The 15758-nt window shown below is 66.3% G+C and carries 17 protein-coding genes and 1 tRNA gene; 5 read left to right on the forward strand and 13 right to left on the reverse strand.

From position 1 onward, the window contains the following. Positions 1-58: 58 nt before the first annotated feature. The 3 genes from VEA80_RS05115 to VEA80_RS05125 all read left to right on the forward strand — a co-directional run bounded on the left by VEA80_RS05115 (position 59) and on the right by VEA80_RS05125 (position 1523). Complete coding sequence (locus VEA80_RS05115; protein WP_325059623.1) at positions 59-211, forward strand: hypothetical protein; 153 nt, start codon at positions 59-61, stop codon at positions 209-211. A 37-nt stretch (positions 212-248) separates the two neighbouring features. Next, positions 249-1025 carry an exodeoxyribonuclease III gene (xth, locus tag VEA80_RS05120; protein WP_349257212.1) on the forward strand — a complete coding sequence of 259 codons (777 nt, stop codon included), beginning with the start codon at positions 249-251 and terminating at the stop codon, positions 1023-1025. 93 nt (positions 1026-1118) lie between these two features. After that, positions 1119-1523 carry a DUF4112 domain-containing protein gene (locus tag VEA80_RS05125; RefSeq protein ID WP_325059625.1) on the forward strand — a complete coding sequence of 135 codons (405 nt, stop codon included), beginning with the start codon at positions 1119-1121 and terminating at the stop codon, positions 1521-1523. Here VEA80_RS05125 and VEA80_RS05130 read toward each other — a convergent pair. From VEA80_RS05130 to murA, 10 genes are read right to left on the reverse strand one after another with little or no spacing between them, the layout of a single operon-like run. Next, positions 1520-1975 (reverse strand): DUF5615 family PIN-like protein, encoded by a 456-nt coding sequence (locus VEA80_RS05130; protein WP_325059626.1) that lies wholly within the window; start codon positions 1973-1975, stop codon positions 1520-1522. The genes VEA80_RS05125 and VEA80_RS05130 overlap by 4 nt on opposite strands. Positions 1976-1981: 6 nt before the next feature. Beyond that, positions 1982-2167, reverse strand: coding sequence for a DNA gyrase inhibitor YacG (locus VEA80_RS05135; protein ID WP_325059627.1), 186 nt, complete (start codon positions 2165-2167; stop codon positions 1982-1984). Continuing rightward, positions 2164-3249: a ribonuclease E/G gene (locus VEA80_RS05140; RefSeq protein WP_325059628.1), complete on the reverse strand. Its 1086-nt coding sequence runs from the start codon at positions 3247-3249 to the stop codon at positions 2164-2166. Before VEA80_RS05140 ends, VEA80_RS05135 begins: the two co-directional genes overlap by 4 nt. After that, positions 3246-3806: a Maf family protein gene (locus tag VEA80_RS05145; RefSeq protein WP_325059629.1), complete on the reverse strand. Its 561-nt coding sequence runs from the start codon at positions 3804-3806 to the stop codon at positions 3246-3248. Before VEA80_RS05145 ends, VEA80_RS05140 begins: the two co-directional genes overlap by 4 nt. After that, positions 3803-4675 carry an SDR family oxidoreductase gene (locus tag VEA80_RS05150; RefSeq protein ID WP_325059630.1) on the reverse strand — a complete coding sequence of 291 codons (873 nt, stop codon included), beginning with the start codon at positions 4673-4675 and terminating at the stop codon, positions 3803-3805. The genes VEA80_RS05145 and VEA80_RS05150 overlap by 4 nt, the downstream gene beginning before the upstream one ends. Then, positions 4672-4890, reverse strand: coding sequence for a translation initiation factor IF-1 (gene infA, locus VEA80_RS05155; RefSeq protein WP_066774079.1), 219 nt, complete (start codon positions 4888-4890; stop codon positions 4672-4674). The genes VEA80_RS05150 and infA overlap by 4 nt, the downstream gene beginning before the upstream one ends. Before the next feature lie 45 nt (positions 4891-4935). Continuing rightward, positions 4936-5394 carry a hypothetical protein gene (locus VEA80_RS05160; protein ID WP_325059631.1) on the reverse strand — a complete coding sequence of 153 codons (459 nt, stop codon included), beginning with the start codon at positions 5392-5394 and terminating at the stop codon, positions 4936-4938. A 3-nt stretch (positions 5395-5397) separates the two neighbouring features. Beyond that, a complete protein-coding gene (locus VEA80_RS05165) occupies positions 5398-5868 on the reverse strand; it encodes a UPF0262 family protein (RefSeq protein WP_325059632.1) in 471 nt (156 codons plus the stop codon). Beyond that, positions 5869-6306, reverse strand: a complete 438-nt coding sequence (locus VEA80_RS05170) for a DUF2948 family protein (RefSeq protein ID WP_325059633.1) — start codon at positions 6304-6306, stop codon at positions 5869-5871. It abuts the gene before it with no gap. A 1-nt stretch (position 6307) separates the two neighbouring features. Then, the gene (gene murA, locus VEA80_RS05175) at positions 6308-7579 is read right to left on the reverse strand and encodes a UDP-N-acetylglucosamine 1-carboxyvinyltransferase (RefSeq protein ID WP_325059634.1); all 1272 of its coding nucleotides are present in this window, start codon (positions 7577-7579) and stop codon (positions 6308-6310) included. Positions 7580-7872: 293 nt separating this feature from the next. Here murA and VEA80_RS05180 point away from each other — a divergent pair, with 293 nt between their 5' ends. Together VEA80_RS05180 and VEA80_RS05185 are read left to right on the forward strand one after the other, a co-directional pair. Further along, positions 7873-8964 carry a YjgN family protein gene (locus tag VEA80_RS05180; protein WP_325059635.1) on the forward strand — a complete coding sequence of 364 codons (1092 nt, stop codon included), beginning with the start codon at positions 7873-7875 and terminating at the stop codon, positions 8962-8964. Further along, positions 8964-10148, forward strand: a complete 1185-nt coding sequence (locus tag VEA80_RS05185; RefSeq protein ID WP_325059636.1) for a M48 family metallopeptidase — start codon at positions 8964-8966, stop codon at positions 10146-10148. The genes VEA80_RS05180 and VEA80_RS05185 overlap by 1 nt, the downstream gene beginning before the upstream one ends. A gap of 57 nt (positions 10149-10205) precedes the next feature. Here the strand turns inward: VEA80_RS05185 and VEA80_RS05190 are convergent. The 3 genes from VEA80_RS05190 to VEA80_RS05200 all read right to left on the reverse strand — a co-directional run bounded on the left by VEA80_RS05190 (position 10206) and on the right by VEA80_RS05200 (position 15701). Beyond that, a tRNA-Thr gene (locus VEA80_RS05190) sits at positions 10206-10280 on the reverse strand. Between the two features lie 66 nt (positions 10281-10346). Further along, positions 10347-14801: a hypothetical protein gene (locus VEA80_RS05195; RefSeq protein WP_325059637.1), complete on the reverse strand. Its 4455-nt coding sequence runs from the start codon at positions 14799-14801 to the stop codon at positions 10347-10349. Between the two features lie 42 nt (positions 14802-14843). Beyond that, entirely contained in the window at positions 14844-15701 is an 858-nt protein-coding gene (locus tag VEA80_RS05200; protein ID WP_325059638.1) for a sulfite exporter TauE/SafE family protein, read from the reverse strand. Positions 15702-15758 lie beyond the last annotated feature (57 nt).

Raw genomic sequence — 15758 nt, forward strand, 5'->3', positions numbered from 1 at the left:
ACATTGCCTGTCCCGCTGGCGCGTTTCCGCGCGCGGGGCTGAACCGAGGAGGTTGACGATGAGCGGGCGCAGAGTCGGCGAACACGTCGAGATGAACGAAGACGAAGCCCGCGCCGGCGAGACCGGCAAGGGCGTGCGCTACGTGCTGGCGGCGGGGATCGTCCTCGTCGTCATCGGCTTCGCCATCGTGGCTGGGGCCTGGTTCAGTTGAACCTGAGCGCCGGGGCGGCTAAGCCCCGGCTATGGCACTGAAAATCGCCGCCTGGAACGTCAATTCCATCCTTGCGCGCCTGCCGACGGCGCTGAAGGTGTTCGAGGAGGTGAACGCCGACGTCTGGTGCCTGCAGGAGATCAAGTGCGAAGACGCGCGGTTTCCCCGCTTCGAAATTGAGGCGATGGGGTTCAACGTCGAGACGTACGGGCAGAAGAGCTATAACGGCGTCGCCATCCTCTCGAAGCACCGGATCGAGGAGTTCGTGCGCGGCGTGCCCGGGCTCGAGCACGAACAGGCGCGCTACATCGAGGCGGTGATCGCCGCGCCGGGCGGGCCGGTGCGTGTCGCTTCGATCTACGCGCCGAATGGCAATCCGATCGGGACCGAGAAATTCCAATTCAAGCTCGCCTTCATGGAAGCGCTCCAAGCGCATCTGCGCGAACTGCTGAAGCAGGAGGAGCGCTTCGTGATCGCCGGCGACTACAACGTCATTCCGCGCGAGATCGATTGCCACAACCCGGCAGTGTGGACCGGCGATGCGCTGTTTCAGCCGGAGACGCGGGGGGCGTACCGTGCATTGCAGAACCTGGGTCTTGCCGACGCCTACATGCAGACCGACGGCGCGGCGCACAAATACACGTTCTGGGATTACCAGGCCGGCGCTTGGCAGAAGGATCACGGCATCCGCATCGATCACCTACTGCTCTCGCCGCAGGCGGCGGATCGGCTGGAGAACGTCGAGATCTTCAAGAAAGCGCGTGGGATGGAAAAGGCCAGCGATCACGTGCCGATCGTGGCGACATTCGGCTGACTCTCTTGTGTCTTCTTGTCTAAACACAAAGGCACGAAGGGAAGCGCGAAGAGCACGAAGGAACTTCGTTCGTTCAACAGCGATTGAACTCGCATGGCCGGAACGGGTACCACCACCGCCGAAATCATCGAGCCGCGCCGCTGGCGTGATGCGCAGGACGTCGCTGACCTCGAACATCTCGCCCGCTTGCTCGACTCCCAGTTCGTCATCCCCGGCACCAAATGGCGTTTTGGCCTCGACAGCATCGTCGGCCTAATCCCCGGCGTCGGCGACATCATCACCACAGCGCTGGGCGGCTACATCGTCTACCGCGCGCGTGAGCTGGGCGCGCCCGGTTGGCTGATCGCGCGTATGGTGGGGAATCTGGCGATCGACGGCGTGTTCGGCGCCATCCCGCTCGTCGGCGACGTGTTCGACTTCGCCTTCCGCGCCAACCGAAAGAACGTGCTGATGCTGCTGCAGCACTTGGAAAAACAGCGCGCCGGCGGCACGCCCTAGCAGTTTGTGGCGCTCCACTCGCTCAAGCGCGCATCCATGCGCCGGAAGTGGCTGCCCGGCCAATAGACGCGCGCGCAGGTGGGGCAGACGCGGAAGGGGCCGGGGAGGTCACGCGACTGCTGCGGAATGCGGGCGAGATCGTCGTCATTCGCTTCGAACAGCGGCGCATTGTCAATCATGCAGCGCGTGAACGGCGCAAGGCGCCAATCGACGCCATGCTCACACTTGAGCTGATGCGCCTGTGCGTCGAGCGAGACGGCGTTCAGCAGAACGGCGTTTGCGGCGCGGCTCGCGAGCGAGCGGTCGCGGGTGATCAGAACCCGATCTTCATCGGCGCAGCGGGCCAGGATTACGGCGTCGGAAGCGCCCTGCTCGGCCAAGGCGGTGTCGTGACCGGCGCTACGGAGCCAGCGTGCGAGTTCGCCAAGCATCTCATCGCACAGCCATTTCACGGAAGATCAGCTCGGCTCCGGCGTCTCGTCGTCTGGCTCGTCTTCCTCCACAGCGGGAATGGCGTAACCGCCGCTGAACCAGCGATTGAGATCGACGTCGGCGCAGCGTTTGGAGCAGAACGGCTTGTATTTCTCCTCCTGCGGCTTACCGCAGATCACGCATTTCCGCTCGTGCACCGGCTTCGGGCTCACAGCGCCCTCGCATCGATGCGGTCGCGCGGGCCGGGCGCGGACTCGAGCGTCCAGCGCATGCCGATGCGGTTCGAGAGCTCAGTGCGCCAGTCGATCTCGGCAGCGTCGAGCCAAGCCTTGACGTCAGGCGAAACCGTGCAGGCGATCTGGCGCCCTGTTTGCGCGCGCGCCTCACGCTCGATCGCCCGGAACGCCATCAAGGCTACGGTTTCGGCGCTGAGACGCCCGTCGATATCGCGCAGCTGTTCGTGCAACGGCCGGCGCAGCTGCGCACGAGCGAGGTCGAACACGCCAAAGCGCGAAAGACCGCCGAACTGCACGCTCCAAGGATCGTCAGCGAACGCCGCGCGCACCGCCTCCTCCAATTGCTTCTGGTGCGATTTGGCGTGCATGGAGACGAAATCAATCGCGATGAGCCCGCCGAGATTGCGGAGCCGAATCTGACGCGCTGCTTCGTGCGCGGCGGCGATGTTGAGATCGAGCGCGAAGCGTTCGGGATCGCCCGTTCCCTGCCGTCCGCCGGCGTCCACATCGATGGCGACCAGCGCCGAGGTCGGCTCTATGCTGAGGACGCCGCCCCCCGGAAGCGGAGCGATGCGCGAGAGCGCGTCCTCGATCGTGTTGTCGAGCTTGACGCGAAGCTGCGCGTCGGCGGGCTTTGCGAGCACCAGCTCGTCGTCGACGTCGTGGCGGGCGATGCGATGCGGCGCTTCGCCGTCGTGACCAGTCTCCTGCAGCTCGACGATGGGATTCTTGCCGCGTGCAGCTTCACGCGTGACGGTGACGACGACGCCCGCGCCCTCGCTCAGCGGCACGCGCTCCTTGCCGGCGCGGCGGACGCGGCCGTCTTCGCCGAGCGGCAGGAAGCCGTGCTCGTCGCGAAGACCCAAATCTAGAAACACGCCGCGGCGGCGACGGTCGACCTCTCGCACGCGCGCGACATAGAGTTCGCCCCAGCGCGCGCGGCGACCGTCATCGCTTGCACGGGCGATGCGCAGCGCGATCGCCCGGCCATTGCGGACGAGCGCCTCCCGTGTTTCGCCGATGGCGGCGTCGACCCACGTCTCGAGCGGCTCGCTCACGTTGCTGCGCTTTCGAGCAGGTTCGCAGTTTCAAACAGCGGCAGACCGACGATGGCAGTGTACGAACCGGTGATGTTGACGACGTATCGCCCGGCCAAGCCTTGGATCGCGTAGCCGCCGGCTTTGCCCCGCCATTCGTTGCTGGCGATATAGGCTTCAATGTCCGACCGGGAGAGGCGCTTGAACGTAACCCGCGCTTCGGCGAGGCGGGTGCGCACCGACGCGCAGGCGGTCCGCACAGCCACGCCTGTCAGCACGCGATGCGTCCGTCCCGAGATCAGCGCGAGGCACTCGCGCGCCTGCTGCTCAGTTTCCGCTTTCGGCAGGATGCGGCGGCCAACAGCGACGACCGTGTCCGCCGCAAGGATGATCGCGTCCTCCGCCTGCACCGCTTCAGCTTTCTCTCGCGCGAGGCGCAGTGCGTGCAGGCGCGGCGTTTCGCCTCTCAGCGGCGTTTCGTCGATGTCAGCGGCGACGACCTCGTCCGGCGTCACGCCGATCTGCGCCAGCAGCGCAAGACGGCGCGGGCTTGCGCTCGCCAGCACGAGGCGGGTCATGATCGGTTCGGATAGCCCAGGCGCTTGGCGATGATCTTGTCGACCGTGCGCGGGTTCATGAGGCGCGGCAACGTGCGGTCCATGAACGGACGTCGCAGGATCGGGTAGCGCACCTTGGGCTTGGGATCGCTGAGGCAGCGCCAGATCAGGTCGCCCACGGCCGATGGCGGGAGGCCCTCGCGTCCCTGCTTCAACATGTAATCGGCCACGCGCTGCAACATCGGGCCGTAGGGCGTGTTGGCGAAGCGATTGAGGTCGTTCGCTTCCGCTTTGTCCCAGATCGGCGTGGCGATCGCGCCGGGGCCGATGACGATGACATCGATGCCGTAGAGCAGGAGTTCTCGGCGCAGCGACTGCGAATAGCCTTCGAGCGCGAACTTCGATGACGAGTACGGGCCAACGAACGGCGATCCGTTCTGGCCGCCGACTGACGAGATCATCACGATGCGGCCGGGCTTGCCTTGCCGCTGCGGATCGGCGCCAAGCAGGTCGGCGAAAGCGCGGGTGACGTTGTGGACGCCGAACAGGTTGATCTCGAATTGGCGGCGCAGCTCTTCGGTGTCGAGGTGCAGCAGCGGCCCCGGCACGGCGATGCCGGCGTTGTTGACCAGACCAAACAGGCGCCGGTCACCCAACGCCGCCGCCACTTGCGCCGCCCCAGCGCGCACGGCGGCCTCGTCGGCGACATCGAACAGCAGTGGCGTGACGGCTTCGCCGAACTCCGCTCTGAGGCTGTCGGCGTCGGCCTGCTTGCGGACGCTGGCGAACACGTGCGCGCCTTCGCGCCCGGCGGACGCGACAGCGGCGCGGCCGATGCCGGTCGAGGCGCCCGTGACAACGACGGCGCGATCGAGAGAATTTTTGCTCATTTGAAGCGGTACGTGACCCGTCCCTTGGTCAGATCATAAGGCGACATTTCGACCAGCACCTTATCCCCCGCCAGCACGCGGATGCGGTTTTTGCGCATCTTGCCGGCGGTGTGGCCGATGATCTCGTGCCCATTTTCGAGTTCGATCCGGAACGTGGCGTTGGGCAAAAGCTCGATGACCGTTCCGGCGAATTCCAGTAGTTCTTCCTTGGCCATTCTCTCTCCATGACTCGGCGGCGGGGGCCTTATAGGCGCTGAACCTTATCCCGTCGACGGGCGGGGAAACCGCTGGGATATCCGTCTGGCGAGGCCGTCGCGGACCTGCCGGTACTCCATGAGAACCTGCTCGCGCGACCCTTCCGCCAGGGACGGATCGAAGGTGGGCCAGTATTCGGCCTCCGCCCCCAAAGCGGGGATCAGGTCCAGCATCGTGTGGTGGGCCTCGGGGCTTAGGGAGACGATGAGGTCAAAGGGACCTTCCTCGTAGTACTCCCCGAAGGCGTCGAGACCCTTGGGCCGGCGTTTGGCGATGTCGCCGCCTTTTTCGTCCAAGACGAAGGCGGCCATGGCCGAGACCTCCTCGGCCGGGCGGATGCCGACGCTGTCGACGCGGACCAGCGAACCAAACTGGAGGCGCATCAGTTCCGCCGCCATCGGCGAGCGGATGGCGTTATGGGTGCAGGCGAACAGCACCGAGCGCGGCAGCCCCTGGCCCTCCACGCCTCAGCCCCGCACGTGCAGGGCGCAGACCAGGGTGAACAGACGCCTCGCGGTTTCGAGATCGACTTCGACGTGCTGAGCGAGCGCTTCCTGCAGCACCTCGCCCGCTTCATTGTGAAGCCCGCGCCGGCCCATATCGATGGCTTCGATCTGGCTGGGCGAAGCGTTGCGGATAGCGTTGTGATAGCTGTCGCAGATCAGCGCGTAGTCCTTGATCAGCTTACGTAGCGCCGACATGGCGACGTGATGCAGCACGATGCGCTCGCCCCGCTGATCGGCGATGTCGAGCGCGAGTCGGCCTTCCAGCATCGAAAGCGTCAGCACATAAGGGCCGCGGTCCTCGCCGCGCACCGTGAAAGTATTGGCCTCCTTCAGGTCGAATAAAGCGATGCGGCGCTCGTGTTCGGCGTTCGGAGAGGCGGGCGCGAGCGAAGTTTCGTCCAGCACCACATCGATGAGCCTATTGACGCCCACTTAAAGCTTCTCGTGGTCCGGCCGACGCGGCGTGCGCCAGGCTTGGCCCATGTCCATCAGCAGCGCGTCCAGGCACTCGACTTCGAGGGCGATTTCGCCGCCGCCGGCGAGCATCAGCCGGACGATGCCGCCCGGCGGCTCCTCATCGGGGATGAAACCGATCGAGAGCAGAGACGCGACAGACTCCGGCGCGTCCGGCCGCACCCGCCGGCTTTTCACGCTGAGCACGCCTTCGAACGAGAGCGCCGAACGCACGCGCTCGAACGGCCGCTTGCCGTCGGCGGCTTCCCAGCGGAAACGGTTGACCAGGATGGCGACGCGCCGCTGGCGCTTGTCGATCGAGATGTCGCCCATGCGGACGAGCGCGTCCTGAACCGCCGCCGAAATGATTTCGAGGTCGGCGGCGTCCTCAGCCATCAATTTCAGGGGCGCAGTCACGTTATTGCTCTACCTTCAAGCGTTGGATCTGCGCGCCGCAGGCGGCAAGCTTCGGCTCCAGTTTCTCGAAGCCGCGATCGAGATGATAGACCCGGTTCACCACCGTCTCGCCCTCGGCTGCGAGGCCGGCGATGACGAGGCTGACGGACGCGCGCAGATCCGTCGCCATCACCGGCGCACCTTTCAGCGCCTCGACGCCGGTCACCACGGCTTCGTTGCCGTGCACGGCGATCTGGGCGCCGAGACGAGCAAGCTCCGGCGCGTGCATGAAGCGGTTTTCGAAGATGGTTTCGCGAATACGCGACTGGCCTTCGGCGAGGCAGAGCAGCGCCATGGCTTGAGCCTGCAGGTCGGTCGGAAACCCGGGGAACGGTTCGGTTTCGAAGCTGACCGGCTGGATCCGGCCGCCATTGCGCTTGACGCGCAGGCCGCGCGCCTCGGCGTCGACTTCAACGCCCGCTCCGCGCAGCACTTTGATCAGCGCTTGCAGGTGATCAAAGCGCGCGCCCTGCAGCAGAACGTTGCCGCCAGCCGCCGCAGCGGCGAGCGCAAAGGTGCCCGCCTCGATCCGATCAGCGACGACGCTGTGCGTCGCCCCCTTTAGCGACGTCACGCCCCTTATGTGAATCTCGCCTGTGCCCGCGCCTTCGATGCGCGCGCCCATCGCGTTCAAGCAGTCGGCGAGGTCGATGATCTCGGGCTCCCGGGCGACATTCTTGAGGACCGTCTCGCCGTGCGCCAGAGTGGCGGCAAGCATGGCGTGTTCGGTGGCGCCGACGGAGACGAACGGGAACTCGATTTCGGCGCCCTTCAAACCGCGCAGCGCCGCCGCCTTTACATAACCCTGCTCGATGACGATGTCGGCGCCCATCGCTTCGAACGCCTTCAGGTGCAGATCCACCGGGCGCGCGCCGATGGCGCAGCCGCCCGGCAGCGAGACCGTGGCGTGCCCGACCCGCGCCAGCAGCGGGCCAAGCACGTTGAACGAGGCGCGCATCTTCCGCACCTGATCGTACGGGGCGATGGTCGAGCTGATCTCGGCCGCGTGCATGCGCAGCGTGCGCGTTTCCTTGATCCAGGTGATCTCGACCCCAAGCGAGGCGAGCAACTGCGCCATGAAGCGCGTGTCGGCGAGATCTGGCATGTTTTCGAGGATCAGCGGGTCAGCCGACAGCAAGGCCGCCGCCTGCAGCTTCAGCGCCGAATTCTTGGCGCCGTAGATCGGGATGGTTCCTCTAAGCGGTGCGCCGCCCGTGATGGCGATACGGTCCATGTGAATCTTTCGTCGGGTCCCCGGCCGACGCGGTTTATGGGGTTCCGGATGGGCCTAAGCAAGGCGAGCCGCGCCCAGACGTCACCCATCGCCGCATGGGCGGGCGACTGTTTCGGATGGTTATTTTTTTTGCGGGTCGGCTTTGGCGGCCGCCTTCCGGCGGCTGATATTGCGCTTCAGCGCCTCGGCCAGCCGGGCATCTCGGGGTTTTTGCTTGGGCGGCGGCTTCTGGCTCATCTCTCGAATCGACCCTGAGGACGAGTTTTGCTTAGATCGGCGCGAGGGGGACTACCATGACGGTCGAGGCGCCGGCGCAATCTTTCGTCCACTCGGGCAAATTCTTCAACGTGCTCGGGCTGGCGCTCAAGAACGCCGGGCTGACGATCCTGACGCTCACGCTTTACCGGTTCTGGGCCCGCACCTCGATGCGCCGGCGGCTCTGGTCGCGAGCGTCGGTGCTGGGCGATCCCCTTGAATATACCGGCACCGCGGGCGAACTCTTCCGCGGCTTCCTGATCGCGTTGCCGACCTTCTTTCTGCCGGCGATGTTCATCTTCTACATCGCCCCGCTGATGATGGATCCGGTGACTGCAGGTTGGCTGGCCGTTGGATTCTACCTGATCGCGGTGCCGCTGATGGCCGCCGCGCGCTATTTGATGCGGCGCTATCAGCTCGCCCGCACGCGCTGGCGCGGCATTCGTCTGGCGCTCGCCGGCTCGGCCGCGAGCTTCGCTTGGGCGTCGTTCGGCTGGAGCATTCTGCAGATTCTCTCGCTCGGCTGGTACACGCCGGTCGCGCGCATGAACCGCGCCAAGCTGATGTGGGACAATGCGCGCTTCGGTGATCAGCCGTTCGAGTTCATCGATGACGGGCATCCACCCCAGCGCGGGCTGTGGTGGGCGTTCACGTTCGGTTGGGTCAGTTACACAATTGTGTTCGTCGGCGGCTTCATCGGCCTGTCCTATTATATCGGCGTGACCACGAACGAGGCCGTGGACGACACCTCGACGATCATCCTTATCGCCTCGTTCCTTTGGATGGCGGCCACGCTGTTTGCATGGCTCGTCTGCTGGGCCCCTTACAACGCCGCTGCGATGAACCGAATCGCCTCGCTGATTTCGATCGATGGGGCGCGCTTCAAGCTGCGCGCGAAGACGATGAGCCTTTTCCTCATCACGCTCGCGGGATGGCTGATCACGATCCTCTCGCTCGGCTTGCTCGCGCCGATGGCTGGCTTTCTGCAGGTGCGCTACGTGCTTTGCCGGCTGGAAATCATTGGCGCCCCGAAATTCGCCGAGATCGGCCAGAGCATCGTCGAGGAGGGCAAAGCGGGCGAGAGCCTCGGCGATGCGTTCGATCTCGATATGGGCGTGGGGGTGGTCTGATGTGGGAGACGCGCTACGCTGATGGCCGCGCCGCGGTTACGCACCAAGCCAGCGTCGAGTTCGGCGCCGATGCGCTGACGCTGCGCGTCAGCGAAACCCAGCACACCTGGAGCTACGCCGATCTGCTCCGCGCCGACGACGGCTCAGGCCGCGTGATCCTGAAGCGCAAGCCGGACACCGGCGAACGGCTTTACCTCAGCGAACAAGACGGCGAGCGGCTGCAGCTGGCGGAGCCGGCGCTGTTCGGCAGAGGCGCGTTCGGCATCGAAGGCCGGGCCACGCTAACCGGCCTTGCCGTGGCGGCGTGGTCGCTGGCCGCCGTCTTCCTGCTCGCGGTGCCGATGGGCGCGGGTCCGATCGCTGACTACGTGCCGCCGCGCTATCGCGATCAGATCGCGGAAATCTCCTGGTCACAGATGAACGCGTTCACCTCCTATTGCGACGACAGCGATCAGGCCTCGCAGATCCTGAACGATCTCGCCTACCGGATGATGACGGTTTCCGGCGTGCCGATGCGAGACGATGTTTGGATCACCATCGTCGACGCGCCGTTTCCGAACGCGTTCGCGCTGCCGGACAATTCCATTGTCGTGACCGACGACCTGATCGCGCTGGCGGAGCATCCGGACGAGCTGACCGGCGTGATCGCGCATGAGATCGCGCACATCGAGCACAACCACATCATGAAGAACATCATTCGCTCGGTCGGCGCGGGCATCTTCTTCGATGTCGTGTTCGGCGGCGCTGGCGCGGGGCAGATGGTGGCGATCGCGTCGGTTAACCTCGCCAGCCTGCGCTACAGCCGCGGCGACGAAACTGACGCCGATCTGCGCGGGCTCGACTATCTCGACGCCGCCGCCATCGATGCGGGCGGACTGGCGCGGTTCTTCGAGCGGATCGAAAACGAAGTAGAGCCGGCCGAAGGCGCCGAGGCGATCCCGACCATGCTTTCGAGCCACCCCGCCACGGCCGAGCGCGCCGCCGCCGCGCGCGCCCGCGCGCGCCAAGGCTTGCAGCCGTCGATGAGCGACGCGGACTGGCAAATCGTCCGCGCGGCGTGCGCCGGCGGATTGGACATCCAAACCGAACAGGCGCCGGCCACGCCCACGACTCCGGCCGACGCGCCGGCGCCAACACAGCCCGCACCGGCCCCGAATCCGGATGTCGCCACCAAACCTGAGTGAGCAGCGCCCGCTGGCGCGATCCTCCGGGCATCCTGCGCGCGCCAAGCGAGCGTCAGATGGTGCCACGGGAGAGGATTGAACTCTCGACCTCACCCTTACCAAGGGTGCGCTCTACCACTGAGCTACCGCGGCGACCTGGAAAGACGGGGCTTCTAGCCCGCGTCGCGCGGAGAGGGAAGCCCGGCGCGACGCCGCGCCTCAGCCGCCGGTGAGCCGGGCGAGCGCGGCCTGATAATTGGCCAAGCGGGCGGTGTAGTATTCGGGGGCTGCGCCTGCGTTCTGGCGGCGCTCCTGGAGCTTTTTCTCCTCCTCGGTCAATTCCTTCGCGTTTGGATTGAGGAGCGCCTCGTAAGCTTGGCGGACGATCGATACGGCGGCAGAGAGCTCGGCCTTGGCGCGGCCAACATTGGCCTTGCTGTCCAACCTCAGATCAGCCGCGACGATGCCCAGACCGTAGGTCCTTACCGAGCCGCGGGCCTGGGTGTTGGAGGCGATGACGCCCGGATTGAGGCCGAGCCCGCCAAGCGCGTCGCGCCCTTCACGTCCGGCCTCCAGCCGGATCGCCCTGCCGTCCTGCGGCGTGATCTTGATGCGCTCGCGGCCATCCTCTTTGACGATCTCCGCCCGGCCGGCGCCGGCGATGGCGCGATTGACCTGGGTGACGAGGGTCGAGAGCGTGTCCTTCGCGCCGACGCGTATGGTTGTGAGGCGGCGGCCATCGATGCCGATTTTCAGCTCGTCGCCGAGGCGGAGCGCGCTGCGATCGACCAGGGCGCCAGAGTCGGCGGCGGCGATCGCGCCGCGCGGCAAGCCGAGTGCGTCCAGAGCCGAAGCCCCTGACAGGTCTGCCGCCAAGCCGGCCAGCGTGAACTGACCGCCCACCGAGTTGAAGGTGCGCACCCATTCGGCGCCGCCGTCGGCCCCCAGCCGGGTGAGGAAGCTCGATTGCGCGCCGTTCGCGCCCTGGCCCAGCAACACGCCCTGAGTGACGCCGGCGGCGTAGACTTCCCCGCCGACGATCGCGAGGCTCTTCACGGAATCGTCTCGCGAAGAACCGAGATAACTCGCGCGATCGAGCGCGGTTGAAACAAGACCGGAGTCGAGCCGGGCGACGAAGCCCTCTTGACCCGCAACCGCGGCGGACGCGGTCGCGCCGACGCTGAGCCGATCCGCGCCGATCTCGCCGCCGACATAAAGCGCGGCGCCGTCAGCGGCGATGGCGTTGATCGCGCCCTTGTAGAAGTAGCCGATATCGCGCGTCGCGCCAGCGCTGAACCCGGCGCTGCTGGAATAGCTGAAACTGCGCAACACGCCGCGATTATTCTCGACGCCGCCGGTGACGATCTCGACGCCGCCTGAACCGTTGTCGCGCACCATCAGCGCCGTCGCCGCATCGGCGCCGCCGCCGCCGAACTGGCGCGTGAACAATTCGCCTCCCGTGGCGGAATAGCCGCGCACGTAACCGTCAGCGCCGCCGAGTGCGACCTGACCGGCGAGCGCGGAATCGGTCTGGCCGGCTACGACCAGACTGCCGTCCGGCGCGAATGCGATGGCGTTGACCTGGTCGGCGCCGGCCGCGCCGCGCCGCGCGGTCCAGAGTTCCTTGCCTGCGGAGTCGAACACGGTGACGAAACTGTCGGCGCCGCCCTTAGCGCTCGTGGCTGAAAGCACGCCCTCCACGGCGCCGGCAACGGCGACCCTGCCATCGGCTGCCACGGCAAGCGCGAACCCGCTCGCCGACTCGGACGCGCCAAGCATTTGCGAAAAGGCGAGCTTGCCGGCGGAATCGTACTTCAGCAACGCCACGTCGCGTGCGCCCTTGATGGCGCTCGAGGCGCTGTCGCCGCCGAGATCAGCAAGGACGTAGACCGAGCCGTCGGCGCCAGCGGCGACGGCGCGCGCGGTGGCGACCTGCAGACCGCCGCCTACGCTGACGTCGAACGCGCGGCCCGGAAACCAGCCGGATGCGTTCGCGCTCGGGGCAGTGAAGGCGGAATCCGCCGGGATCGTGAGCGTGACCGCGGCGCCGCGCGAGGCGCGCTCGGCGACGCTGAGCGCGCCGGGCGGATCGTCCGCGTGGCTGACAGAATCGATCGGATCGAGCGTGAAGCTTTCCGCCGTACCACCGAGATTGAGCGCGGACACGCCAATGATCGTGTGCGAGACGCCGGAGACCGCGCGCAAGCTCGCGCCGCCTCCTGAGAGCGCAGTGGCGACGACGCCGACGTCGTAGCCTTGCGCAGCGAGAGCTTCGTTCAAGCGCAGCGCCGCGCTCTCGAGCGTGCGCGGATCGCCAGGGTCGAGGGCGGCGGTGACGGTGCGTTGACCCCAAACGGTATCGAGGGTGATCGATACGGTCTGATCGACAAGCAGCGCGGCGACGTCATCCGAGGCGCCAGTGGCGGCCTGACTGCCGGTGAAACTGCGTTCGGCCGAAAAGGCGCCGCCGAGCGCAAAAGCAGGCGCCGCAGCGTCGAGCGAGAGCGTGTCGCCGTTCACAGCAATTGACTTGATGCGTTGGCCCGCGCCCTCGGCGACGGACCATTGCGTGAGGTCGCTGCTCGCAGGAGCAACATAGACGCCGGCGGCATTCAGCGCAGCATTGAGCCGATCCTGGAACAGCGCATTCCACTCCCCGGGCGCAGCGTCCGGATTGGCGGCGCGTTCCAGGTCGCTGACGGCGATGGAGATGGTCTTGTCGCCCGTGGCCGTCGAAACGACGATCTCGACGTCCAGAGCGCCAGTGTGCGTGAGCAGCGGCGAACCAGCCGCGGTGTAGCTGCGGATGGCGTCGCCGAACGGCTGACCGGGGGTTGCGATCGGGAGGCCGCCCGTGGCCCAGGAGCCGGGCGTTTGCAGGGTGGCGTCGTGCACAGCGCCGTTCAGCGTCGCACTCACGCTTTGGACATCGTGCAGCGCATCGATCTGCAGCGCCAGCGAGCCGCCGCTGTCGACCAGCGCTGCGGCGGCCGAAACGCCGTTCGCGCGCAGTTTCTCGTTCAGCTGATCGACGAGCTGGGCGGCGCTGATGCCGCCCTCGCCGCCGTCGATCGTGATGCTCTGCGTTGTCGACGCAGTGGTGAAGAAGAAGGACTGCGTACCGGTGAAAAGCTCGGCTGCGCCGGCGACTGCGGCGGCTTCGAATCTGCGCGCGAACACGCCGTCCCGCAGGCCGCCGACCATGCCGGGCTGCTCCACCGTCGTCAGGGCCGCGTTGCTCCCGCCGATGCTGAGACTGGAGGCGCGGATCTGATCGCCGCTGAATATGGAGAAGCCGAGCTGGCCATTGTCTTCCCAGACGTCGACGCCGACGGTGAGGCCTTGCTCGTGCAGGAGCTGCGTCAAGCGTTCGGCCAAGTCATCCATGATGGCGCGATCACTGCTTTCGCCGTCGCGGGTGCGCCAGGCTTCGAGATCGTCGCTGCGCCAGCCGGCGCTCACCGTGAACATGCGGCCGTCCGCGGCCTCGAGCTTCAGCACCGCTTCGCCGGCGGCGCGCAACGCGTCTTCGAACTTACCGTCGCTGGCAGACATCAGGGTCGACGTGCGCTGCTCCCATGCGCCGGCGGGGGCGGAACTGTAGGGGAAGCCTGCGCCGAGCCAACCGGTGGCGACGTTGGCGCCGATTGGATCGGTCGTGGAGGCTGGACGGTCGAGCCAAACAGGCTGGCCGGCTTGCCCACCAACGTCCTCGATCTTGATCAGGCGCGCGCCGTTCGGCACTGCGCCTACCGCATAGAACGCCGGCGATGCGGAAGACGGCGCGAACGAAACCTTCTCACCGCCGCGAACGTCGACCTTCAGCGCGTATTGCTTCGGACCCGTGTAGCGCGAGGTGACCGTTCGGCCCGCGATAACGACGTTGTTCTCCTTCGGCGTGATATCGGCCGCCTCAAGCCGCGTCGCGACGCCCGCGCTTCCGAGTTTACCATTGATGAAACTGATCACGTTGCCGAAGCTGCGCGTGATCGAACCCATCTCAGAGAGATCGATCGCCACGTTGCGCGCAACACCGGCCGCCGAGGTCGCACTGATCGTGAACTTCGCATCGGCGGCGAGTCCGGCGAGCTTCTCATAGAGCCCGCCGCGATGGATGTACCCGGTTTGATAGTCTTCGGATTTGGACGGCATCGCCAGCGTGGTTTGAGCGCTGTCGACGCGATCGCCCTGCGCAAGTCGGATGTCTTCGAATTGCTGGCTGGCGAAGAACGCCTCGAGTTCGGTGAGGCCGCGCGCGAAATGGGCCAGCGTGTTGGACTTCTCGGCCGCCGCGAGCTTCTCGTTGTCCATGTTGCCGGCGAGCGCCTGCAGCGTCGTCAGGCCCGAATAGAGCGCGAACAGACGCTTGTAATCGCCGGTGGCGCCAAGGTCGCTGTAGAGCTTGGCGTCAGTATCGAAGAACGCCTTGTCGTCGAACGCGCGCTGGATCAGCGCTTCCCCACTGGGCGACACGCCAGGCGTCCAGACCGGCGCCAGCGGCGCGTTGGAATCCTGCGCGGCGGCGACATCGACGCCGATGCCGGCCTTGGCGCGCGCCCACGAGGTCAGCAACGTCGAATCGACGCCGAAGCCCGAGGACGTCGTCCCCCCGAGCAAAGCATTGGCGATGTTGATGTTGTTGACCAAAGCCGCAGGCTCCCGCGAAGCGGTCAAGCCTCGCGCAGCACTCGTAAACAGGGCGTTTGCAGCAAACCCTTAATGGAGCCCGGCGCTCTGAGCCATTTCGTTGAAGATCGGGTACTCCAGCAGCCGCGGCCACAGTTGGATGCCCTGCCAGATCGAGAGGCCCATCACCAGCACAGCCGCGGCCCCGAGCAGGACGCGCGCCGGAGCGATCTTAGTAACGTAGCCGGCAAGCGGCGCCGCGACGACGCCGCCAAGAATGAGGCCGCTCAAGGACGCGGCACCGAGCGCAATTCCGCCCTCGAGTTCGAAGCGTCCAGTCAGTAGCGTCCAAAGGAAAGTGAGCGAGATCGCCATTGTGATGACGAACTCGGCCGAGTTAACGCTGCCGATGACATAGCGCGGCGTGTGGCCGCGGCCGAGAAGGGTCGAGGACACGACCGGCCCCCAGCCGCCGCCGCCGCTCGCATCAAGGAAGCCGCCGACGATTCCCAGCGGGATCACGTGCTTCAAGTGCGGCGGCTCTTCCTTGGGCTCGCGCAGCGCGCGCCTCAGCATTACGATGCCGAGCACACCCAGGTATGCGACCACGACCGCCTTGATGAAGGTGGCGTCGAAGCCGGTGAGCAGATAAGCGCCAATGACACCGCCGATCACCCCGGCCGGCGCCAAGCGGAAAAACAGCTTCCAATCGACGTTGCGATGCACCAAGTGCGAGGCGCCGGATGCGCCGGTGGTGAAGCACTCAGCGGCGTGGATCGTGGCTGAGGCCTGCGCCGGCGGCACGCCGAACGCCAGCAGCACGCTGGTTGAGATCACGCCGTAGGCCATGCCCACGGCCCCGTCGACCAGTTGCGCGAAGAACCCGACCAGCAAGAACAGGCCGAATGTAGACCACAACACGGGCCAAAGGTCCGGTGCGATTTCCATTTACCCTCTTCGCCCAGGTCGGATGACAGTCCGTCGCAACACAATGCGGCGGGACGG

The sequence above is a fragment of the Vitreimonas sp. genome (genome assembly GCF_035627415.1).
In the GTDB taxonomy this organism is placed as follows: Bacteria; Pseudomonadota; Alphaproteobacteria; order Caulobacterales; family Aquidulcibacteraceae; genus Vitreimonas.